Raw genomic sequence first — 19,294 nt, 5'->3', positions numbered from 1 at the left:
CATTGACTGTAGCCCAGCACTAGGATAAGTTTTGTCATGAAACAAACGAGTGCGAAGGAGCAATCATGACCCGTCAGCCCACCAAGGAAGACAAGTTCTCGTTCGGTCTGTGGACCGTCGGTTGGACGGGCATCGACCCGTTCGGCACCGCAAGTCGACCGGCCCTCGACCCCTGGGAGTACTCTGACAAGCTCGCGGAGCTGGGAGCCTGGGGAATCACCTTCCACGACAACGACGTGTTCCCGTTCGGATCCTCGGACGAGGACAAGACCCGGATCGTCACGCGACTCAAGGACGCCGCCGACCAGGCGGGCCTGGTCATCGAGATGGTGACGACCAACACCTTCACCCACCCCGTGTTCAAGGACGGCGGCCTCACGTCGAACGACCGGGGCGTCCGCCGCTACGGACTTCGCAAGGTGCTCCAGGCGGTCGACCTGGCCGCCGAGATGGGCGCCTCAACGTTCGTGATGTGGGGTGGCCGCGAAGGCGCCGAGTACGACTCCTCCAAGGACCTGCACGCCGCCATGGCGCGCTACAAGGAGGGCCTCGACACCGTTGCCGGCTACATCAAGAGCCAGGGTTATGACCTGCGAATCGGCCTCGAGCCCAAGCCCAACGAGCCCCGCGGCGACATCTTCCTGCCGACCTTGGGCCACGCGATGGCGCTGATCGCCGACCTGGAGCATGGCGACATCGTGGGGCTCAACCCCGAGGTCGGTCACGAGCAGATGGCCAACCTCAACTACACCCACGGCCTGGCTCAGGCGCTCTTCAGCGGCAAACTCTTTCACATCGACCTCAACGGTCAGAGCGGGCTCAAGTACGACCAGGACCTCGTGTTCGGGCATGGCAACCTGCTCTCGGCCTTCTTCACGGTCGACCTGCTCGAGAACGGTTTCGCGGCCAGTCCGGACGCCCCGCGCTACACCGGCCCGAAGCACTTCGACTACAAGCCGTCGCGCACCGAGTACATGGACGGCGTATGGGAGTCCGCGAAGGCCAACATGGCGACCTACCTCATGCTGGCCGACAAGGCTCGCGCGTTCCGTCAGGACTCGCGCGTCCAGGAGGCAATGACGTACTCGGGCATCTTCGAGCTGGCCGAGCCGACACTGGCCGCCGGCGAGACGGCCGCGGATCTCCTCAAGGGCACCGACGAGTTCGACGTCGACAAGGCCGCACAGCGTGACTACGGCTTCGTGAAGCTGCACCAGCTTGCCATCGAGCACCTGATCGGCTGAGGTCATGGCCCTCGTCGCGGGAGTCGACAGCTCCACCCAGTCCTGCAAGGTCGTCATCCGGGACGCCCAGACCGGTGAACTCGTGAGGCACGGCCGTGCGCCGCACCCTCCAGGCACCGAGGTCAACCCCGCCGCCTGGTGGGACGCGCTGCGGCGCGCCATCGCCGAAGCCGGCGGCCTGGACGACGTCGCCGCCATCTCGGTGGCAGGTCAGCAGCACGGGATGGTGTGTCTCGACTCGCGCGGCGAGGTGGTCCGACCCGCCCTGCTGTGGAACGACACTCGTTCGGCGCAGGCGGCCGTGGACCTCACCACCGAGCTGGCGCACCTCGGCGGTGGGGACGGGACCGAGGCGTGGGTCCGCGGCTCGGGCTCGGGGCTGGTGGCCTCCCTGACGGTCACCAAGCTTCGCTGGCTGTCCGACATTGAGCCAGAGGCAGCGGCTCAGGTGGCGGCCGTGGCGCTGCCCCACGACTGGCTCACCTGGAAGCTGTCGGGGTCGACCGACATCGCCGATCTGGTCACCGACCGCAGTGATGCATCGGGCACCGGGTACTGGTCCCCCCTCACCGGCGAGTACCGACGAGACCTGCTCGGACTCGCGTTTCCCCAGGCAGAGACCGTGCGGCTGCCGCGCGTGCTGCAACCCTTCGAGAGCGCGGGTAGCACGCCATCCGGCGTGGTGCTCGGGCCCGGGTGCGGAGACAACGCGGGCGCTGCGCTGGGTCTCGGGCTGGACGCTGGGCAGGCGATGATCTCGCTCGGCACGTCGGGCGTGGTGGCCGCGGTGTCCGAGACGCCTGCGGTGGATCTGTCGGGCGACATCGCGGGCTTCGCGGACGCCACGGGAGCCTTCCTGCCGCTCGCCTGCACCCTCAACGCGAGCCGGATCCTGGATGCCGCACGATCCCTGCTAGGGGTGAACTACGACCGGCTGAGCGAGCTGGCCCTGTCTGCCCAGCCGGGAGCCGGGGGTCTGGTCCACATCCCCTACCTCGAGGGCGAGCGCACGCCCAACCTGCCCACAGCCACAGGTTCGCTGCACGGCATGACCCTCGCCAACGTGACGCCTTCGAACCTCGCGCGCGCAGCGGTCGAGGGACTGCTGTGCCACATGCGGGGCGCGCTGGACGCCGTGGAGGCGCTCGGGCCACCCGTTGCCGAGGGGTACCTGGTCGGAGGTGGGGCGCAGGCGCCCGCCGTCCAGGCTCTCGCCTCGCAGCTGCTCGGCATCCCGGTGGTGGTCCCAGACCCCGGCGAGTACGTAGCGGACGGTGCCGCCCGGCAGGCTGCCACCGTCCTGCTGGGCCTGACCTCACCCGTCGCGTGGCGGCTGATCGAGGGTTCGCGGCACGACGACGCCCCGGCAGACGAAGTCGTCGCGGCCTTTCGGGCACAGGCCTCCGGGGTAGCCGCAAGCTTCGCCTGAGGCAGCTACCGCTCCTCGCGGAAGGACCAGGAGGTCGTCGTGGCATACGTCTCCCGGGGCCGCAGCGAGGGTGACGGCATCCAGGTCTGATTGGGAGAGTCGGGCCACCGCTGGGGTTCTAGCGCGAGGCCGTCCGCCTCGCGGTACTGCATCCCGGCATGGCCCGGCGCCGACGATCGAAGGCTGTTACCCGTGTAGACCTGCAGGCAGTCCTGGTCCGACCGCAGGTGCATGGACCGCCCGGCCGACGGCAGCGTCAGCTCCGCAAGCACACGCGTGCCCGCACCGTCGGGGAGGAAGGGGAGGTCCAGACCACCCAGCATGCCGACGAGGCGGTGGTCTCGGCGCCGTAGGTCGCCCAGCTCGACGCCCGCCCGCAGGTCCAGAGCGACGTCGCCGACCGATTCGACCCCGGTCGGTATGCCGTGCTCGTCCACCGCCAGCAGCTGCCGGGCCGGCACCCGCAGCACGTGGCCGTCGATCGTGCCGCGGCCGGCGAGGTTGAGGTACGCGTGGCTCGCGAGGCTGATCACCGTGGGCGCGTCGGTGGTTGCCGAGAGGTCCAGCCGCAGCTCCTCGTCGTCCAGGACGTAGGCCGCACGAAGGTGCAGGGGTCCCGGGAAGCCACCAGCGCCGTCCGGACACGTGAGCTGCAGCGCCACCCGATCGGGTGCGACGTCCGCCAGCTGCCACACCGCGATGTCCGTGCCGGCATCCCCGCCATGAAGACAGCTCGCCCCATCGTTCGCGGTCAGAGCATACGGCGCGCCGTCGATCACCATCCGGGCGCCGCTGATGCGGTTGGCGAAAGGACCTACCACCGAACCGAGGAACAGCTGGCGATGCGTGAGGATCGCCTCGAGCGAGGTGAGGCCGAGCACCACGTACAGCGGACCCTTGGCCGTTCGCCACACAAGCCGGTTGAGCGTCGCGCCGTAGGTCAGGACAGTCGCCTGCAGCCTCCCGGTCCCGATCGTGCAGCCGTACACCTCCTGGCCGCCGGCCATCCTGCCCCAGCTCTTCACCATCGGCACATACGCTCCCCTCAGGTCGTCTCTTTTCCGGCTCGACCCCAAGACCCCTTGTCGACCGCGTCCGGACGTAGTATGTTTACCTGCGAAACAAACTACTCACCTGAGTTCAAGGAGTCAACGATGACCCGCACCCTGACGACCCGCTCCGTACTGGCTGCCTCGGTCGCTCTCGCTCTGTCCGTGACCGCGTGCAGCTCGAGCCGCACCACCGAGGCCCCGGCTGCAGACGGCTCTGCACGGGCATCCGACACGCTCGTCGGGATCGCGATGCCCACGAAGTCACTGGAGCGCTGGAACAAGGACGGCGCCCACCTCGAAGGGCTGCTCAAGAAGGCGGGCTACAAGACGACCCTGCAGTACGCCGACAACAAGCCGGACCAGCAGATCACCCAGGTCCAGAACATGGCCAACCAAGGTGCGAAGATCCTCGTGGTCGCGGCCATCGACGGCAAGGTCCTCGCGCCGGCGCTGGCCGCCGCGAAGGCCAAGGGAGCCAAGGTCATCGCCTACGACCGGCTCATCAACGGCACCCCCGACGTGGACTTCTACGCCACCTTCGACAACTACAAGGTGGGCCAGCTGCAGGGGCAGTTCATCAAGGAGAAGATCGGCGCCGAGAAGGTCAACCTCGAGCCCTTCGCCGGGTCCCCCGACGACAACAACGCCAAGTTCTTCTTCTCCGGCGCGTGGGACGTGCTGTCGCCGCTGGCCAAGTCAGGGCAGATCACCGTGCCCTCAGGAAAGGCCCCGGCCACGAACGACCAGTGGACCTCCATCGGTGTCCTCAACTGGGCCTCTGACACGGCTCAGTCCGAGATGCAGAACCGCCTCAACTCGTTCTACACCGGCGGCAAGAAGGTGGATGTCGTGCTCTCCCCCAACGACTCCCTGGCGCTGGGCATCGTGCAGGCGCTGGAAGGCGCCGGATACCGGCCCGGCGCCGGCTACCCCATCGTCACGGGCCAGGACGCCGACAAGGCCAATGTGATCAACATGCTGGCAGGCAAGCAGTCCATGACCGTGTGGAAGGACACCCGGAAGCTCGGCGACCAGGTCGCCAAGATGGTGGACCAGGTCGTGAAGGGCCAGACGGTGGAGACCAACGACACGAAGACCTACAACAACGGCGTCAAGGTCGTCCCGACCTATCTGCTCGCGCCGGTGGTGGTGACGAAGGACACGGTCAAGACCCAGCTCGTCGACTCCGGCTTCTACAGCACCTCCGACCTGGGTCTGTGACCCTCCGGGGCGCCGCGGACAGAGACTGCCGCGGCGCCCGGCCCGAAAGGACAACGATGTCGAGCGAGCACACACGTGACGTGATCCTTGAGATGCGAGAGATCACCAAGACGTTTCCGGGCGTCAAGGCCCTGTCCGACGTCACCTTCACGGTCGAGCGCGGCACGGTTCACGCCATCTGCGGCGAGAACGGCGCCGGCAAGTCGACGCTGATGAAGGTCCTGTCGGGCATCTACCCCCACGGCAGCTATGAGGGCGAGATCGTCCTGGACGGCAGGACGTGCGCGTATCGGGGCATCCGCGACAGCGAGGCCGACGGGGTGGTCATCATCCACCAGGAGCTGGCCCTGTCCCCCTACCTGTCGATCGCGGAGAACATCTTCCTCGGCAACGAGCGGCGACGTGGGCCGCGCATCGACTGGGTCGAGACCAACCGCGCCGCGGCGCGGCTTCTCGAACGGGTCGGCCTGCGCGAGGCCCCGGACACCAAGGTCCTCGACATCGGGGTCGGCAAGCAGCAGCTTGTCGAGATCGCCAAGGCACTGTCCAAGGACGTCCGACTGCTGATCCTCGACGAGCCGACGGCTGCCCTCAACGACGACGATAGCGAGCACCTTCTGTCGCTGATCCGCGGACTGCGCAAGGAGGGGATCACCTGCATCATCATCAGCCACAAGCTCAACGAGATCGCCGCGATCGCCGATGCGGTCACGATCATCCGTGACGGGCAGACGATCGAGACGCTGCAGATGAACGGCTCCGTGCCGGTCACGGAGGAGCGCATCATCCAGGGGATGGTGGGGCGCAGCCTCGACAACCGCTTCCCCGAGCACGTGTCGGTCGTCGGCAACGAGGTCTTCCGCGTCGAGGACTGGACGGTGCACCACCCTCAGGACCCGCACCGGGTCGTCGTGGACTCCGCGAACCTTCACGTGCGGAGGGGGGAGATCGTGGGGATCGCCGGGCTCATGGGCGCCGGGCGCACGGAGCTGGCCATGAGCATCTTCGGACGCAGCTGGGGCACCGGCATCTCCGGTCAGGTCAGCGTCGACGGCCGCCCGGTCCGGGTGGACACGGTCCGGCGCGCCATCCGCGCCGGGATCGCCTACACCTCCGAGGACCGCAAGCGCTTCGGGCTCAACCTGATCGACTCCATCCGCCACAACACGACCTCGGCCGCTCTCGGCAAGGTGAGCCGGCGAGGCGTCGTGGACGCCGGGTCGGAGTACCACGTCTCGGAGGACTACCGGCGGCGGATGAACACCAAGGCGCCCACGGTGGATGCCGGGGTGGGCCAGCTGTCGGGCGGGAACCAGCAGAAGGTCGTCCTCAGCAAGTGGATGTTCACCGAGCCCGAGGTGCTGATCCTGGACGAGCCCACGCGCGGCATCGACGTGGGGGCCAAGTACGAGATCTACACGCACATCAACCGTCTGGCCGACGCGGGCAAGGGGGTCCTGGTCATCTCCTCCGAGCTTCCGGAGCTTCTGGGGATCTGTGACCGCATCTACACCCTGTCGCAGGGTCGGATCACCGGCGAGCTCGATCGTGAGCAGGCCACCCAGGAAGGACTCATGCACCTCATGACCATGGAAAGGCAGGCGCCGGGACGATGACTACCCCAGCACCGAACGTAGACGCGAGCGCCTCGGTGGCGACCAGCGAGGAGCAGAGCTCGTCGACGGCCGAGACCACCTCGAGGGGACGCCGGATCAACCTTCGTGAGTACGGCATCATCGGCGCCCTGATCGTGATCGTCGGACTCTTCCAGGTCCTCACCGGCGGCAAGCTGCTGATGGCCGACAACGTGGCCAGCCTCATCCAGCAGAACGCCTACGTGATGATCCTTGCGGCGGGCATGGTCATGGTCATCGTGGCCGGTCACATCGACCTGTCCGTGGGGTCCGTCGTGGCCTTCGTCGGCGGGGTCCTCGCCGTGGCCATGATGAGCTGGAACCTCCCGTGGCCCGCAGCGGTGCTGCTCGCCCTGGTCCTCGGTGCCGCGATCGGCGCCTGGCAGGGCTTCTGGATCGCGTACGTCGGCGTGCCCGCCTTCATCGTGACCCTGGCCGGCATGCTGGTCTTCCGCGGGCTGGCGATCATCGTGGTGGGCGAGACGATCGCCGGGCTGCCCGGCGGGTTCGTGTCCATCTCCAACGGTGGCCTGCTCGGCGGGCTGGGCTTCCTCGGCCAGGCAGACGTCCTGACCCTCGTCATCGGCCTGGTCGCCATCGCCGGCCTGGTGCTCGGCCAGCTGCGTACGCGTCGCACCCTGCGTGGCCACGGGCTCGCAATGGAACCGACCGGCATGTTCGTCCTCAAGCTCGTCGTCATCGGGGCCCTCATCGTCTTCCTGACGTGGGTGCTGGCCTCGAGCGCCATTGGCCTCCCCTACGTGCTCATCCTCGTGGCGCTGCTCGTCCTGGGCTACGGCTTCCTCATGGGCCAGACGGTCTTCGGCCGTCACATCTACGCCATCGGTGGCAACGTGCACTCCGCCGTGCTGTCCGGTGTCGACGTCAAGAAGGTCAACTTCTGGGTCTTCGTCAACATGGGGCTGCTGGCCGCCGTCGCGTCCGTCGTGACGACGGCTCGCGCCGGTGCGGGCATCGCCGCCGCCGGTCAGAACTTCGAGCTGGACGCCATCGCGGCCTGCTTCATCGGCGGCACGGCGGTCACCGGTGGCGTGGGCCGCGTGAGCGGGGCCATCGTCGGCGCCCTGATCATGGGCGTGCTCAACATGGGCCTGTCCATCATGGCGGTCAACCCTGCCTGGCAGCAGGCCATCAAGGGCCTGGTCCTGCTCGCCGCAGTCGCCTTCGACCTCATGAACAAGCGCAGGAACGCCTCTGCGTGACCCCTTGCGCCACACGTCGGCCGCGCGACCTCGTTGACTCGGGGTGCGCGGCCGACGTCGTCACGGGACGCGCGGCGCCCCGGGGCAACCACGAGAACCGTTGAGCCACCTGTGGACAGGCCCAGAAAGAACTGGGCGACACCTCTTGCCCCTACGGGCTGCACGGGTTAGTTTAATCACGCAACAAATCGGTTGACTCAACTCCCCTCCCGAGCGAGCCAGGCCCACGCCGGCGCTCGTTCCCCCACCCCGCGCACCCCTGCCGACAGCCGGCGCTCCATCCGCGCGGTCCCCCCAAGGAACCAGACGAAGGACGAGATGACGATGACGTCACGCGACAACCGCAACCCCTCCCGGCGCACCCCCCTGGTCGGACTCCTCACCACCGTGGCGATGCTCCTCCCGCTGGCCGCGACGTCGCCGGCGGCCAGCGCCGGCACCATGACCATCTCCTCGGCCGCGCACGCTTCCCAGGCCGCCACGCAGCAGGAACCCGCCTACCGCAACGTGTCCCTTCCCTTCGACGTCAGGGCGGCGGACCTGGTGTCCCGCATGACCAGGGCAGAGAAGATCCAGCAGTTCCGCGCCGAGCGGCAGCACAACCAGGGGGTCGCCCCGGCCATCCCACGCCTGGACGTGCCGGCTTACAACTACTGGAACGAGGCGCTGCACGGCGTCGCCAGGGCCGCCGAGGACCCGGACCACAAGCTCAACGACGGGGGCGAGGCGACCGAGTTCCCCACCGGCCTCGGCATCGCTGCGACATGGAACCCAGACCTCGTGCGGCGCATGGCCTCTGCGGCATCCGACGAGGCACGCGCGATGAACAACTTCACGTCCCCCGGCGTCGCCGCCGCGAACAAGGGGCTCACCTACTGGTCCCCGACCATCAACATGGACCGTGACCCGCGATGGGGCCGCGCCGAGGAGACCTACGGCGAGGACCCGCACCTCACCTCGCGGATCGGCGGCCAGTTCGTCCGAGGGATGCAGGGCGACGACCCCACCTATCTCAAGACGGTCGCGACGCCGAAGCACTTCCTGGCGAACAACTCCGAGAACAACCGGCACACCGGCAGCTCGAACCTCACGCAGGCCGAGCTCCGGGAGTACTACACACCGGCCTTCGCCGACCTGGTCGGGAAGTACAAGGCGGGCTCCCTCATGACGGCATACAACGAGGTGAACGGCATCCCCGTCTCGGCCGACAAGAACCTCGTCGAGAAGCTCGCCCGCCGCACCTGGGGCTTCAACGGCGCAGTCACCTCGGACTGCGACGCCGTCCGCGACGTCTGGCAGCCCGGCAACCACCAGTGGGCACCGCCCGGCTCCTCCACACCGCTGACCGCGCCCGAGGCCGTCGCCTGGACGCTCAAGGCCGGAGTCGACCTGGACTGCATGGACCAGGACTACCCGACCTACCTGGAGCAGTCCTACGCTCAGGGCGCGGTCACAGAGGCGGACCTGGACGTCTCCCTGGTGCGCACCTTCACGCTGCGGATGCGCACCGGCGAGTTCGACCCGGCCACCAAGGTGCCGTGGCGCAACGACCGGTACACGATCGCCAACCAGGTCTCCAGCCCCGATCACCTGGCCACGTCCCGGCAGATGAGCGACCAGGCCGCGGTGATGCTCAAGAACGACCGTCCACGAGGCGCCACCACGAGCGCGCCGGCCCTCCCCCTGACGGCCAAGGACGCGAAGAAGGTCGTCGTGGTGGGGCCGCTCGCCACCACCGAGGTCCACGGTGACTACTCGCCCACCCGTGTTGCTGAGAGCTCGAACGCCCTCCAGGGCATCCAGAAGGCGGTCCGCGAGGCGGCACCGGGCACCCAGGTGACCTACATCCCTGGGATGAACAAGTCCGGCCTGGAGAACAAGCGCAAGCCCTCGATCGGTGCGCGAGTCGCTGCGGGGCCCGGGAAGACCGCCACCCCCGCCGCCGTGCGCTTCCTCGACGCCTCCGGAGCAGAGCTCGGACGGGTCACCCCCGGGACGATCCTGCGCAGCGAGAGGTTCTCAGGCTGGCGCGGCGTGCAGCCATGGTCGAACCCGGCGACGGCATACGACAGCATGCAGACGCTCGGCGCCTGGGGAGGTTGGTTCGAGACCGACGTCGACGTGCCCGCTGGCACGAGCCGGGTCGAAGTCGTCCAGGGTGGCTCCGCGACGACACTCGAGGGCGGACGATTTGACGTCCGTCTCGGTGGCCGCGAGGGACGGGTCGTGGCTCAGGTGCCGGCCCCCGGCACTGCGCAGGCCGGGGCCTATGCCGGCCCGACCGGTCGCCAGCGCCTCTCCTTCGTCTACGAGAACGAGTCTTTCGTCCCGGAGCTGACCCCGGAGCAGCAGCAGGCGATCAGGGAGGCCGACGCCGTGGTGGCCTACGTGGGCACGATCGCAGGCAACGACTCCACCACCCCCAGGATCGCGGGCAACCCCTCCGACTCGTCGGAGGACGAGGACCGTCCCAACATCGACCTTCCGCGGGGACAGGCCGACCTAGTGCGCACCGTGGCGAGGATGAACCCACGGACGGTCGCCTGGATCCAGTCGGTCAGCACCGTGGACATCGAGCCGTTCAAGAACGACGCGGCCGCCATCGTGTGGTCGACGTACAACGGCATGTACCAGGGCGACACCGTCGGCCGGGTCTTGTTCGGGTTGGCCAACCCCAGCGGGAAACTGCCGTTCACGCAGTACGCCGACATCGAGCAGCTCGCGGATCCTCGGGACTACACGATGACCCCGACGGGCGGCCGTGAGGGTCGGACCTACCAGTACTTCACCGGCAACGTCTCCTACCCGTTCGGACACGGCCTGAGCTACTCCCGCTTCAGGTACTCCAACCTGCAAGTCAAGCGTCCGCGGGTGGACGTCAACGGAACCCTCGAGGTGAGCGTCGACGTGCGCAACACCTCAAGGGTCGACGGCGACGAGGTCGTCCAGCTTTACGTCTCGTCCCCGAAGGCCTCCTCGAAGCTGCGGCCGGACAGCCAGCTGAAGGGCTTCGACAAGGTGGCCGTACCGGCAGGCGCGACCCGCAGGGTCACGATGAAGGTCGACGCCAAGGACCTGTGGTTCTGGGACGCCCGCGCCGGCCGCAAGACCTTCGACCTCGGCCGTTGGGGGCTGCACGTCGGCCCGTCGTCCGAGCCGTCTCAGGGGCTTCGCGGGACCTTCGCCCTCGGAGGTCACCTGCGCTCGCAGATCGGCACCGTGGCCGCCGTTCCGGACGGGGTCGTCCTCAACACCGACGCTCCGAGCAACGTCATCCACGCCAACCTGTCCGCCACGCGCAACGATGACTCGTTCTACGACCTGCAGAAGGTTCGCGTGTCCTATGCGAGCTCAGACGCCAAGGTGGCTCGCGTGGACGCCTCTGGGACCGTGCGTCCCGTCGGTGCCGGTCAGGCGCACATCACCGCGACGGTCACCGCTGACGGCGGCACCAAGAGCACGACCTTCCCCGTGGTCGTGCGAGACGGGGCACTGCAGGACGGCGACGTCGTCATCGGGGACGGTCAGGTCTCCTTCGCCGACCAGAGGCTGGCGCTGCGGGACGCTCGCCGCGGGGTGTGGCTGCGCGCACAGGTCACGCCTGCTGCGGCCGACACGAGCTACACCTACCGGCTGGCGCCGAACGAGGCCAACACCGCAGGGGCGATGGTCTCGGGTGACGGCCGACTCCTGGCGACCCGCCGTGGCCTCGTCCGGGTGACGGTCGTGGCGAAGGTGGGTGACAAGGTCTACTCCCGCACCGCGACCATCACCGTCGGTTAGGCCCCGGCCGAGCACCAGTGCGGAGACCCGAGCGCCCGAACGTTCGCTCGGGTCTCCTCGCTGATCGCGGGGAAGTCTGGGCACCGCTATTGGTAACCAGACCTACCCACGACGTCAGGTCGGCGCGTGGCAGCGGTGTCAGGCCAGGAGCTCGGCGGTGGTGGTGAGGGTGATCTGCGGCTCGAACAGGCTCATCACCCGCAGCGCCGCCGCGTGGTCGTCGGGCGTGGAGCCGGCGCACGCGTCGGTCACCACCGTCACCCTGGCGCCCGCGTCGGCCGCCGCCAGGGCCGTCGCGATGACGCAGCAGTCGGTCGAGACGCCGGTCAGGACGAGCCGCGGTGTGGCGCCGACGATCTCGCGCAGGGCGGCACCCCACTTGCCGAACGTCGGCTCGGTGACCACGTGCGCCCCGGCCGCGAGTGACGCCAGCTCGGGCACGACGGCATACAGGGAGTCGCTCTCCTCGACGCGCGCAAAGGGCCACCGGGTGTAGTAGTCCGCCCACGACCCCTGCGGCGACGTCGGCGCGACGAAGCGCGTCACCACCACCCGCCCCGCGAATTCCCGTGCGAGAGCGTGCACCCGGGGCACGATCGACGCGAACATCGGTGAGCCCCAGTCGCTCTCGGGCGACGCGAAGATGACCTGTGGGTCGATCACCACCAGCCAGGCGTCACCGTCAGGCGTCGAGTCGGCCATAGGTGCCGGCCTCCTGTCGACGAACCCGGTTGCGGCGCAGCAGGAGACAGCCGACGAGACCGATCAGCAGGGCGAGCAGGACGCCGATGTTGGAGTAGGGCCAGGCGCCCTCCCACGCGTCGCCGGTGCGCGTGCCGAGGCCGAGCGGGGAGAGCAGGTAGCCCTGCCAGTTGTTCCACGGGGCGTCGGCGGCGAAGGTGTTGACCACGAGACCCCAGCCCACGACCGAGGCGATCGCCATGAGCGCCAACGAGGTCCAGTCGAACCTCCCGTAGCGCCCGCCACCGTCGAACAGCGCGTCGTCGTCGTAGTCGCGCCGCCGCAGGGCGATGTCGCCGATCATCACGCCGGCCCACGCCGCGAGCGGGACGCCCAGCGTGATGAGGAAGCTCTGGAACGGCCCGAGGAAGCTCTGGGCGAAGAACACGACCCAGATCGTGCCGGCCGTGAGGATGATCCCGTCGACGAGAGCCGCTGCGGGACGGGGGATCCGGACACCGAGGGACAGCAGCGTGAGGCCGGAGGAGTAGATGCCGAGGACGGCCCCCGACACGAGTGCGAGCACCGCGGCGACGAGAAAGATCACGAGGAACCAGGTGGGCAGGATCGTGGCGAGCGTGCCGATGGGGTCGGCGGTGATCCCCTCGGAGAGCTTGGGGTCGGATCCGGCGAGCAGCAGGCCGTAGAGCACGAGCAGCGTCGGAGCGACGGCGCCGCCCAGGGTGTTCCACGCGACGATGGCGCCGCTGGACGCGTCACGGCGCTGGTAGCGCGACCAGTCCGCGGCGATGTTGATCCAGCCGAGCCCGAAGCCGGTCATCACCATGACCAGCGCGCCGACGACGGACTGCCATGGGCCCGAGGGGAGCTCGCGCACGGCATCCCACCGCACGTGGCTCACGGTGAGGGCGATGTAGACGATCGTCGCCGCACCCGTGACCCAGGTCAGGACCGACTGCAGCCGCATGATGATGTGGTAGCCGGCGACCGAGGCGAGCACGATGATCGCCGCGACGACGACGGTCGCGACGACCTTGGTGGGCGTCCCGCCACCCCATCCGAGGCGGCCGAAGATCGTGGACGTCGCCAGCACGGCCATGATGGCGAGGAAGGTCTCCCACCCGATCGACACGAGCCAGGACATGACGCCGGGGACCTTCTGCCCCTGCACGCCGAAGGCCGCGCGGCTGAGGATCATCGTCGGGGCGGACCCGCGCTTGCCGGCGATCGCGATGATCCCGCACAGAGCGAAGCTGAGGATCACGCCGACGACGGCGACCACGGCAGCCTGCGCGAACGAGATGCCGAAGCCGAGCACGTAGGCGCCGTACGAGATCCCGAAGACGCTGACGTTGGCCGCGAACCACGGCCAGAACAGGTCGTGCGGGCGTGCGGTGCGCGCGGACTCGTCGATGATCTCGATGCCGGTGGTCTCGACCCCGCGGCGGCGGACCTCGGTGGCGGTCTGGCCTGGTGAAGACGTCGCTGTCATGGTCCTTATGCTCTCACCGAGCCGAGCGCGGTCGTCGCAGAGCCGGTCTCGGTCGTATGACGAACCGCCCCGGGTGCCGATGCGCTCGAGCCCTTCCTGCGCGCCCACTGACGCCACCTGTCCTGCCGCCGCCCCATCGGGTGGGATCGGCCACCGATGACGGTGGCCGATCCCACCCGTTCCGGAATGACGTCGTCCGGCTGACGACTGCTCTGACGCTCGAGGCGAGCCCTGAGGTCACGGGGCCCTCAGCTGATGACGTCGAGTCCCTCGTCCCGAGCCGCCTGGGCGAGGCGCCGATCCAGCGTCGCCAGCGGAGCCGAGTGGTGCTGAGCCGTCGCCAGGACGCAGGCGTCGGGCATCTTCAACCCTGACGACGCGCGCACGGTGGCCAGCTGGGCGGCCGCGGGCAGGGCGACCTCGCGGATCCCCGTCGCGGCGAGCGACCGCTGGACTGCGGCAACCGCACCGACCCCGACGCGAGCGGGTCCGACGAGCACCTCTGCCAACGTCAGGGTCGAGAGGGCCAGGTCGCTCGTCGCGGCGGCGGACGCCTCCAGCAGACTCACACCAGCGGCGTGCTGCGGATCCTCCGGCTCGAGCCAGGCGACCACGACGCTGGCGTCGAGGACGATCACGAGGGCCACTCCTGCCGCTGGTCGGCGAGGTACGTCGATCCGTAGTAACCGGCGCCGGCGCCGGCTGCCTCGCGGACAGCAGCGACCCGGTCGTGGGCGTCCGCGCGCTCCTGACCCTCGGCGTGACGGCTCCAGTCCTGGAGCACCCGTGCAACGAGGCGCCCCCGAGACTCGGCCGGCCAACGGCGGGCGGCCCGATCGAGTGCGGCGGCGACGTCATCGGTCTCGGTGACGATGTGGCGCGGTCTGGTGGTCGGCATATCTCAGTGTATCCCCGGACCCTTTGGTGTTGCACCTGCGCCTGGTGCGGGTCCGGCGCGGGCCGGCGCGGCGGGATAGGGGTCGTCGGCGGGGTCCTGCAGGTCGCGGCCCGCCGTCTCGCGGCAGGTGGCGAGGTGCTCCGGGGGCGGTCAAGGGTCGGTCCTGTTGGCGGCATCCCATGGCTGCTCGGCCGCGACCCGACCCACGACGTCGGCGGTCGCGCCCCCGCAGGGACAACGCGGAAACCTGAGCACCTCTGTCGGTGCTCAGGTTTCCGCGATCACGAAGCGCGATTCAGGCCTGCCGGACGCTGCGAGCAGCATCCGCGATGCCATCGATCGACATCCCGAATCGGTCGAGCAGGAAGTCTGCGGAGCCGGTGGGGGCGAACTCGGTCACGCCCAGCAGTCGCATCCGCGTGGGATGACGCTCGGCGAGGAACTCGGCGACCGCGCCTCCGAGTCCCCCGGCAACGGTGGCTTCCTCCGCCGTGACGATGCCGCCAGTCTCTTGAGCGGCCTCAAGCACGGCCACCTCATCGAGAGGCTTCACCGTGGGGATCGACAGCACGCGAGCCGAGATCCCTTCTTGTGCCAACTTCTCGGCGGCTGCGAGGCATCGCCAGACGACAGTGCCGTTGCTGATGAGAGTCACGTCACCACCGTCACGCAAGACGTGCGCCTTGCCCGGCTCGAAGGTGTAGTCCTCGGCGTTGACCTCCGGCACCGCCATCCGCGACACGCGGATGAAGGCCGGCCCTTCCGTCTCTGCCGCCCAGCGGATCGCCGCGGCGGTCTCGGTCGGGTCGGCGGGAACGACGACGGTGATGTTGTCGATCGCCCGTAGCCAGGCGATGTCCTCGATCGAGTGGTGCGTCGGGCCCAGCTCCCCATACGCCATCCCCGGGCTCATGCCGCACAGCTTGACGTTGCGGTTGGAGTAGGCCACGTCGGCCTTGATCTGCTCCAAGGCACGGGCCGTCAGGAAGCAGGATGCTGCGGACACGAACGGGATGCGGCCCCCGTTGGCCAGACCGGCCGCCACACCGACCATGTCCTGCTCTGCGATGCCGACATTGATGAGGCGGTCGGGAAAGGCCTTCTTGAAAGCATCAAGCTTGGACGAACCGACGGAGTCGTTGACGACACCGACGATGCGCTCGTCGGCCTTGGCAAGCTCCGCCAGGGTCACGACATAGGCGTTCCGGCAGTCGAAACGGGGCTGGTCGACGATGGACGTCACGTCATGCTGCTCAGCGGTGGTCATGGTGGTTCCTCACTTGCTCGTGGCGAGGGTCGGGTCGAGCTCCTCGAGTGCGGACGACAGCTGCTCGAAGCTCGGGACCTTGTGGTGCCAGGCGACGTTGCTGCTCATGTAGGAGATGGGGTGCCCCTTGTGCGTGTGGGCGATGACGAACGTCGGCTTGCCGGGCTGCACCGGGGTGGAGGAGAGGACGTCGAGGAGCTGGGCGTGGTCGTGGCCGTTGACCTCGACGACCGCGAACCCGAACGCCGCAGCCTTCTGGTCGAGGGGATCGAGGTCGTTGGTCTCCTTGGTCGTGGCGCCCTGCTGCAGCCGGTTGCGGTCGCAGATGACGGTGAGGTTGTCGAGCTCGTACTGAGCGGCCGCCATCATGGCCTCCCAGTTGCTGCCTTCCTGCAGCTCGCCGTCTCCGGTCAGGACGAATGTCCGTCGCCGCGAGAAGTCCAGCTGGGCGGACAGGGCGTGGCCGACCGCGATGGGCAGACCATGACCAAGAGGGCCAGTGTTGGCCTCCACGCCGGGCACCTTGTTGCGATTGGGATGACCGTTGAGGCGGGAGAGTGGCTTCAGGAAGGTCGCCAGCTCCTCGACGGGGATGAATCCGAACGCGGCGAGAGTCGTGTACAGCGCTCCGGCAACATGCCCCTTCGAAAGGATGAATCGGTCGCGTTCCGGATCCTCCGGGTCGTCCGGATCGATGTTGAGGACAGCCCCGTATAGGGTCGCAAGGATGTCGATGGCCGAGAAGTCGCCGCCGATGTGTCCGGCGCTGGCGTAGTGCACCAGCTTGAGGTCCTGAAGGCGGATCTGGCGGGCGGCCTCGGCGAGATGAGCGACGAGCTCCTCGCGGGGCGCGTCCGGAGCCAAGCGTCCCATGACGGGCATGGTCGCGTGCTCGGTGCTGAGGGCAGTCATGACTGCGTCCTTCCTGATGGGTCAGGTCTGGAGGTGATGGTTTGCTGGGGGTTGCGTAGAGAAATTGACTGCTGCTGCGGGGGACCTCACCAGCAGACGAAGCCGCCGTCCACGAGGAGATCGACGCCGGTGACGAAGGCGGAGGCGTCCGACAGGAGGAATACGGCAGGCCCGACCATCTCCTGGACCGTGGCCATCCGACCGAGGGGGGTGTCCTGCTCGAACTGACGAACCTGGTCCGCGACCTCGGGTCGAGTGTTCATCGGGGTGGCGGTGTAGCCCGGGCTGATCGTGTTGACCCGGACCCCACGGTCGCTCCACTCCATGGCCAGGCTCTTGCCGAGGTGGATCACCGCAGCCTTCGCGGAGTTGTAGTGGACCTGCAGCAGTCCCCGGTTGACGATGCTGCCGGACATCGAGGCGATGTTGACGATGGATCCCCGGCCGTTGGCGAGCATCGCCCTCCCCTCTGCCTGGCAGGAGAGGAAGACGCCCGTGTAGTCCACGTCGACGACCCGCTGCCACTGCTCTAGTGCCATCTCCTCCGCCGGGGCGGCGTTGGCGATACCAGCGGCGTTCACCGCGAGGCTGAGGGGTCCGAGATCGCGCTGGGTCTGGGCGACCGCGTCGCCGAGACTGGCAGCGTCGGTCACATCGCCCGGAACCGCGATTGCCCGCCCGCCCGAGTCGTTGATACGAGCGACCGTCTCGTCCAAGCCGGGGCCGCTGAGGTCGAAGGCCGCGACGCTGGCCCCCGACGACGCTATGCCCTGGGCGATGGCCCGGCCGATGCCGCTGGCAGCGCCGGTCACGATCGCGGTACGTCCGTCCAGGCGGAAATCTGGTTCGTTGCTCATGTCCTGCCTTTCTGCTGATGGGCTATGGCGCCGTGCGACCTGCATCAGTCCACGGCGAGCTGCATGACCGAGACGTCGGTGGCATCGCCACGGTCGAGGACTCCCTTCTGCTGCCCGCGTGCCAGGACGAGGACGCGGTGAGACAGGCCCAGGACCTCCTCCAGCTCGGAGCTGACGACGATGACCGCGACGCCCTCGGCCGCCAGGGCTGAGATGACGTCATAGATCGCGGCTCGTGCACCCACGTCGATGCCTCTGGTGGGCTCGTCGAGGATGACCACCTTCGGCTTGCGCTCGAGCCACTTGGCAATGACGACCTTCTGCTGGTTGCCCCCCGACAGAGCACGAACGGGCTGCTCCGGGCGCCCCTTGACGGTCAGGATGTTGCAAGCCTCCGACGCGACCGACCGCACCTTTGACGGTTTGATGAATCCGCTTGGACCCGAGACGCTCTCGACGTTGGCCAAGGCGATGTTGTCCTCGATCGACATGTCCAGGGCGATGCCCTGGGACTTGCGATCCTCGGGGACCAGGACGATTCCAGCCTTGATGGCCGTGCCGATGTCGCCAGACCTGAGTCGCTGCCCATCCACCGTGACGGTGCCGGCGGCGACCCCGTCCGCGCCGGCGATGGCCCGAACGACCTCTGTGCGACCAGCGCCCACGATCCCTGCGATGCCAAGGATCTCGCCCCGGCGCACGTCGAAACTCACGTCTCGAAAGGCGCCTGAGGCTGATGTGAGTCCCTCGACGGATAGAACGACGTCGTCCGTCGCCTCGACAGGTTCAGGGAAGACGTTGTCGATGCTGCGTCCAACCATGCCCTCCACAAGAGTCCGCACCGGCACCTGCGCAGTGTCGTGAGACGTCACCCACTGGCCGTCACGGAGGACAACGACGCGGTCGCAGATCCTCGCGATCTCCTCCAGCCTGTGGCTCACGTAGATGAACGAGACGCCCTCCGCCTTGAGCGCCTCGACCTGGGCGAACAGGTTGTCGGTCTCCTCGGCGCCCAAGGCGGCTGTTGGCTCGTCCAGGATCAGCAACCGTGCTTCCAGGGCCAGGGCCTTCGCAATCTCGACCTGCTGCTGGGCTGCGACCCGAAGAGTTCCTACTTTGCGGCGAGGCGAGACGTCCAGCCCCAGACGCTGCAGCTGTTCGTGAGCGCGACGCTCCATCTCCTTGGTATCGATGCGGCCTCCGGACATGAGCTGTCGCCCGACGAAGACGTTCTCGGCGATGGACAGCTCAGGCAGCAGCCGCATCTCCTGGTGGATAAGACCGATGCCCGCGTCGAGCGCATCCCGCGGGGCCGTCGGCGCGTAGGGCTTCCCGTCCCACGTCATCTCACCCGTGTCGGGCGTGAACACGCCTGCGATGATGTTGGACAGGGTCGACTTGCCGGCCCCGTTCTCACCGAGGAGCGCGACGACCTCTCCCGGCCTGATCTCGAGGTCGATGCTGTGCAGTGCCTGCGTGGCACCGAATCTTTTGGAGACGCCGCGGACAATCAGGCCCGCCGGCACATGGCTGCTCGTTGTCATGGTGCTCAACTCCCTGCTGGGGACGGCTCGCCGGTG

Annotated in this window: 15 protein-coding genes; 6 read left to right on the top strand and 9 right to left on the bottom strand. The window is 68.3% G+C overall.

Features of this window, described 5'->3' with window-relative positions:
- The first annotated feature begins 65 nt into the window (after positions 1 to 65).
- A complete protein-coding gene (gene xylA / locus K313_RS0106470; RefSeq protein WP_029210919.1) occupies positions 66 to 1,244 on the top strand; it encodes a xylose isomerase in 1,179 nt (392 codons plus the stop codon).
- 4 nt (positions 1,245 to 1,248) lie between these two features.
- Complete coding sequence (locus tag K313_RS0106465) at positions 1,249 to 2,673, top strand: xylulokinase (RefSeq protein ID WP_029210918.1); 1,425 nt, start codon at positions 1,249 to 1,251, stop codon at positions 2,671 to 2,673.
- Between the two features lie 5 nt (positions 2,674 to 2,678).
- Here the strand turns inward: K313_RS0106465 and K313_RS0106460 are convergent, their stop codons facing one another.
- Positions 2,679 to 3,701 carry an aldose epimerase family protein gene (locus K313_RS0106460; protein WP_029210917.1) on the bottom strand — a complete coding sequence of 341 codons (1,023 nt, stop codon included), beginning with the start codon at positions 3,699 to 3,701 and terminating at the stop codon, positions 2,679 to 2,681.
- A gap of 126 nt (positions 3,702 to 3,827) precedes the next feature.
- Here K313_RS0106460 and K313_RS0106455 point away from each other — a divergent pair, with 126 nt between their 5' ends.
- The 4 genes from K313_RS0106455 to K313_RS0106440 all read left to right on the top strand — a co-directional run bounded on the left by K313_RS0106455 (position 3,828) and on the right by K313_RS0106440 (position 11,586).
- The gene (locus tag K313_RS0106455; RefSeq protein WP_029210916.1) at positions 3,828 to 4,946 is read left to right on the top strand and encodes a substrate-binding domain-containing protein; all 1,119 of its coding nucleotides are present in this window, start codon (positions 3,828 to 3,830) and stop codon (positions 4,944 to 4,946) included.
- Positions 4,947 to 5,002: 56 nt separating this feature from the next.
- Complete coding sequence (mmsA, locus tag K313_RS0106450; RefSeq protein ID WP_029210915.1) at positions 5,003 to 6,562, top strand: multiple monosaccharide ABC transporter ATP-binding protein; 1,560 nt, start codon at positions 5,003 to 5,005, stop codon at positions 6,560 to 6,562.
- The gene (mmsB, locus tag K313_RS0106445) at positions 6,559 to 7,803 is read left to right on the top strand and encodes a multiple monosaccharide ABC transporter permease (protein WP_205621827.1); all 1,245 of its coding nucleotides are present in this window, start codon (positions 6,559 to 6,561) and stop codon (positions 7,801 to 7,803) included. Before mmsA ends, mmsB begins: the two co-directional genes overlap by 4 nt.
- A gap of 324 nt (positions 7,804 to 8,127) precedes the next feature.
- Positions 8,128 to 11,586 (top strand): glycoside hydrolase family 3 N-terminal domain-containing protein, encoded by a 3,459-nt coding sequence (locus K313_RS0106440; protein ID WP_156911181.1) that lies wholly within the window; start codon positions 8,128 to 8,130, stop codon positions 11,584 to 11,586.
- Positions 11,587 to 11,724: 138 nt separating this feature from the next.
- Here K313_RS0106440 and K313_RS0106435 read toward each other — a convergent pair whose 3' ends face one another.
- The 8 genes from K313_RS0106435 to K313_RS0106400 form a co-directional block, all read right to left on the bottom strand.
- A complete protein-coding gene (locus tag K313_RS0106435; protein WP_029210912.1) occupies positions 11,725 to 12,288 on the bottom strand; it encodes a cysteine hydrolase family protein in 564 nt (187 codons plus the stop codon).
- Positions 12,269 to 13,780 (bottom strand): purine-cytosine permease family protein, encoded by a 1,512-nt coding sequence (locus K313_RS0106430; RefSeq protein ID WP_029210911.1) that lies wholly within the window; start codon positions 13,778 to 13,780, stop codon positions 12,269 to 12,271. Before K313_RS0106430 ends, K313_RS0106435 begins: the two co-directional genes overlap by 20 nt.
- Before the next feature lie 248 nt (positions 13,781 to 14,028).
- A complete protein-coding gene (locus tag K313_RS0106425) occupies positions 14,029 to 14,418 on the bottom strand; it encodes a type II toxin-antitoxin system VapC family toxin (RefSeq protein WP_034252146.1) in 390 nt (129 codons plus the stop codon).
- Positions 14,415 to 14,678, bottom strand: coding sequence for a hypothetical protein (locus tag K313_RS23860; protein WP_029210909.1), 264 nt, complete (start codon positions 14,676 to 14,678; stop codon positions 14,415 to 14,417). Before K313_RS23860 ends, K313_RS0106425 begins: the two co-directional genes overlap by 4 nt.
- Before the next feature lie 295 nt (positions 14,679 to 14,973).
- Positions 14,974 to 15,945 carry a transketolase family protein gene (locus K313_RS0106415; protein WP_029210908.1) on the bottom strand — a complete coding sequence of 324 codons (972 nt, stop codon included), beginning with the start codon at positions 15,943 to 15,945 and terminating at the stop codon, positions 14,974 to 14,976.
- A 9-nt stretch (positions 15,946 to 15,954) separates the two neighbouring features.
- Positions 15,955 to 16,857, bottom strand: coding sequence for a transketolase (locus K313_RS0106410; RefSeq protein WP_029210907.1), 903 nt, complete (start codon positions 16,855 to 16,857; stop codon positions 15,955 to 15,957).
- Between the two features lie 86 nt (positions 16,858 to 16,943).
- The gene (locus K313_RS0106405) at positions 16,944 to 17,714 is read right to left on the bottom strand and encodes an SDR family oxidoreductase (protein WP_029210906.1); all 771 of its coding nucleotides are present in this window, start codon (positions 17,712 to 17,714) and stop codon (positions 16,944 to 16,946) included.
- A 44-nt stretch (positions 17,715 to 17,758) separates the two neighbouring features.
- Entirely contained in the window at positions 17,759 to 19,258 is a 1,500-nt protein-coding gene (locus K313_RS0106400) for a sugar ABC transporter ATP-binding protein (RefSeq protein ID WP_029210905.1), read from the bottom strand.
- Positions 19,259 to 19,294: the final 36 nt, after the last annotated feature.

This window comes from Arsenicicoccus bolidensis DSM 15745, from assembly GCF_000426385.1.
Classification (GTDB): domain Bacteria; phylum Actinomycetota; class Actinomycetes; order Actinomycetales; family Dermatophilaceae; genus Arsenicicoccus; species Arsenicicoccus bolidensis.
Note: the sequence above shows the minus strand (reverse complement) of the source record. Positions and strands in the feature narration are given on the sequence as shown.

Excerpts from the sequence above, each read along its gene's own strand:
- K313_RS23860 (WP_029210909.1), bottom strand. The coding sequence starts at position 14,678 with ATGCCGACCACCAGACCGCGCCACATCGTCACCGAGACCGATGACGTC.
- mmsB (WP_205621827.1), top strand. The coding sequence starts at position 6,559 with ATGACTACCCCAGCACCGAACGTAGACGCGAGCGCCTCGGTGGCGACC.
- K313_RS0106465 (WP_029210918.1), top strand. The coding sequence starts at position 1,249 with ATGGCCCTCGTCGCGGGAGTCGACAGCTCCACCCAGTCCTGCAAGGTC.
- K313_RS0106460 (WP_029210917.1), bottom strand. The coding sequence starts at position 3,701 with ATGGTGAAGAGCTGGGGCAGGATGGCCGGCGGCCAGGAGGTGTACGGC.
- xylA (WP_029210919.1), top strand. The coding sequence starts at position 66 with ATGACCCGTCAGCCCACCAAGGAAGACAAGTTCTCGTTCGGTCTGTGG.
- K313_RS0106410 (WP_029210907.1), bottom strand. The coding sequence starts at position 16,857 with ATGACTGCCCTCAGCACCGAGCACGCGACCATGCCCGTCATGGGACGC.
- K313_RS0106405 (WP_029210906.1), bottom strand. The coding sequence starts at position 17,714 with ATGAGCAACGAACCAGATTTCCGCCTGGACGGACGTACCGCGATCGTG.
- K313_RS0106435 (WP_029210912.1), bottom strand. The coding sequence starts at position 12,288 with ATGGCCGACTCGACGCCTGACGGTGACGCCTGGCTGGTGGTGATCGAC.
- K313_RS0106430 (WP_029210911.1), bottom strand. The coding sequence starts at position 13,780 with ATGACAGCGACGTCTTCACCAGGCCAGACCGCCACCGAGGTCCGCCGC.
- K313_RS0106415 (WP_029210908.1), bottom strand. The coding sequence starts at position 15,945 with ATGACCACCGCTGAGCAGCATGACGTGACGTCCATCGTCGACCAGCCC.
- K313_RS0106455 (WP_029210916.1), top strand. The coding sequence starts at position 3,828 with ATGACCCGCACCCTGACGACCCGCTCCGTACTGGCTGCCTCGGTCGCT.
- K313_RS0106400 (WP_029210905.1), bottom strand. The coding sequence starts at position 19,258 with ATGACAACGAGCAGCCATGTGCCGGCGGGCCTGATTGTCCGCGGCGTC.
- K313_RS0106440 (WP_156911181.1), top strand. The coding sequence starts at position 8,128 with ATGACGTCACGCGACAACCGCAACCCCTCCCGGCGCACCCCCCTGGTC.
- mmsA (WP_029210915.1), top strand. The coding sequence starts at position 5,003 with ATGTCGAGCGAGCACACACGTGACGTGATCCTTGAGATGCGAGAGATC.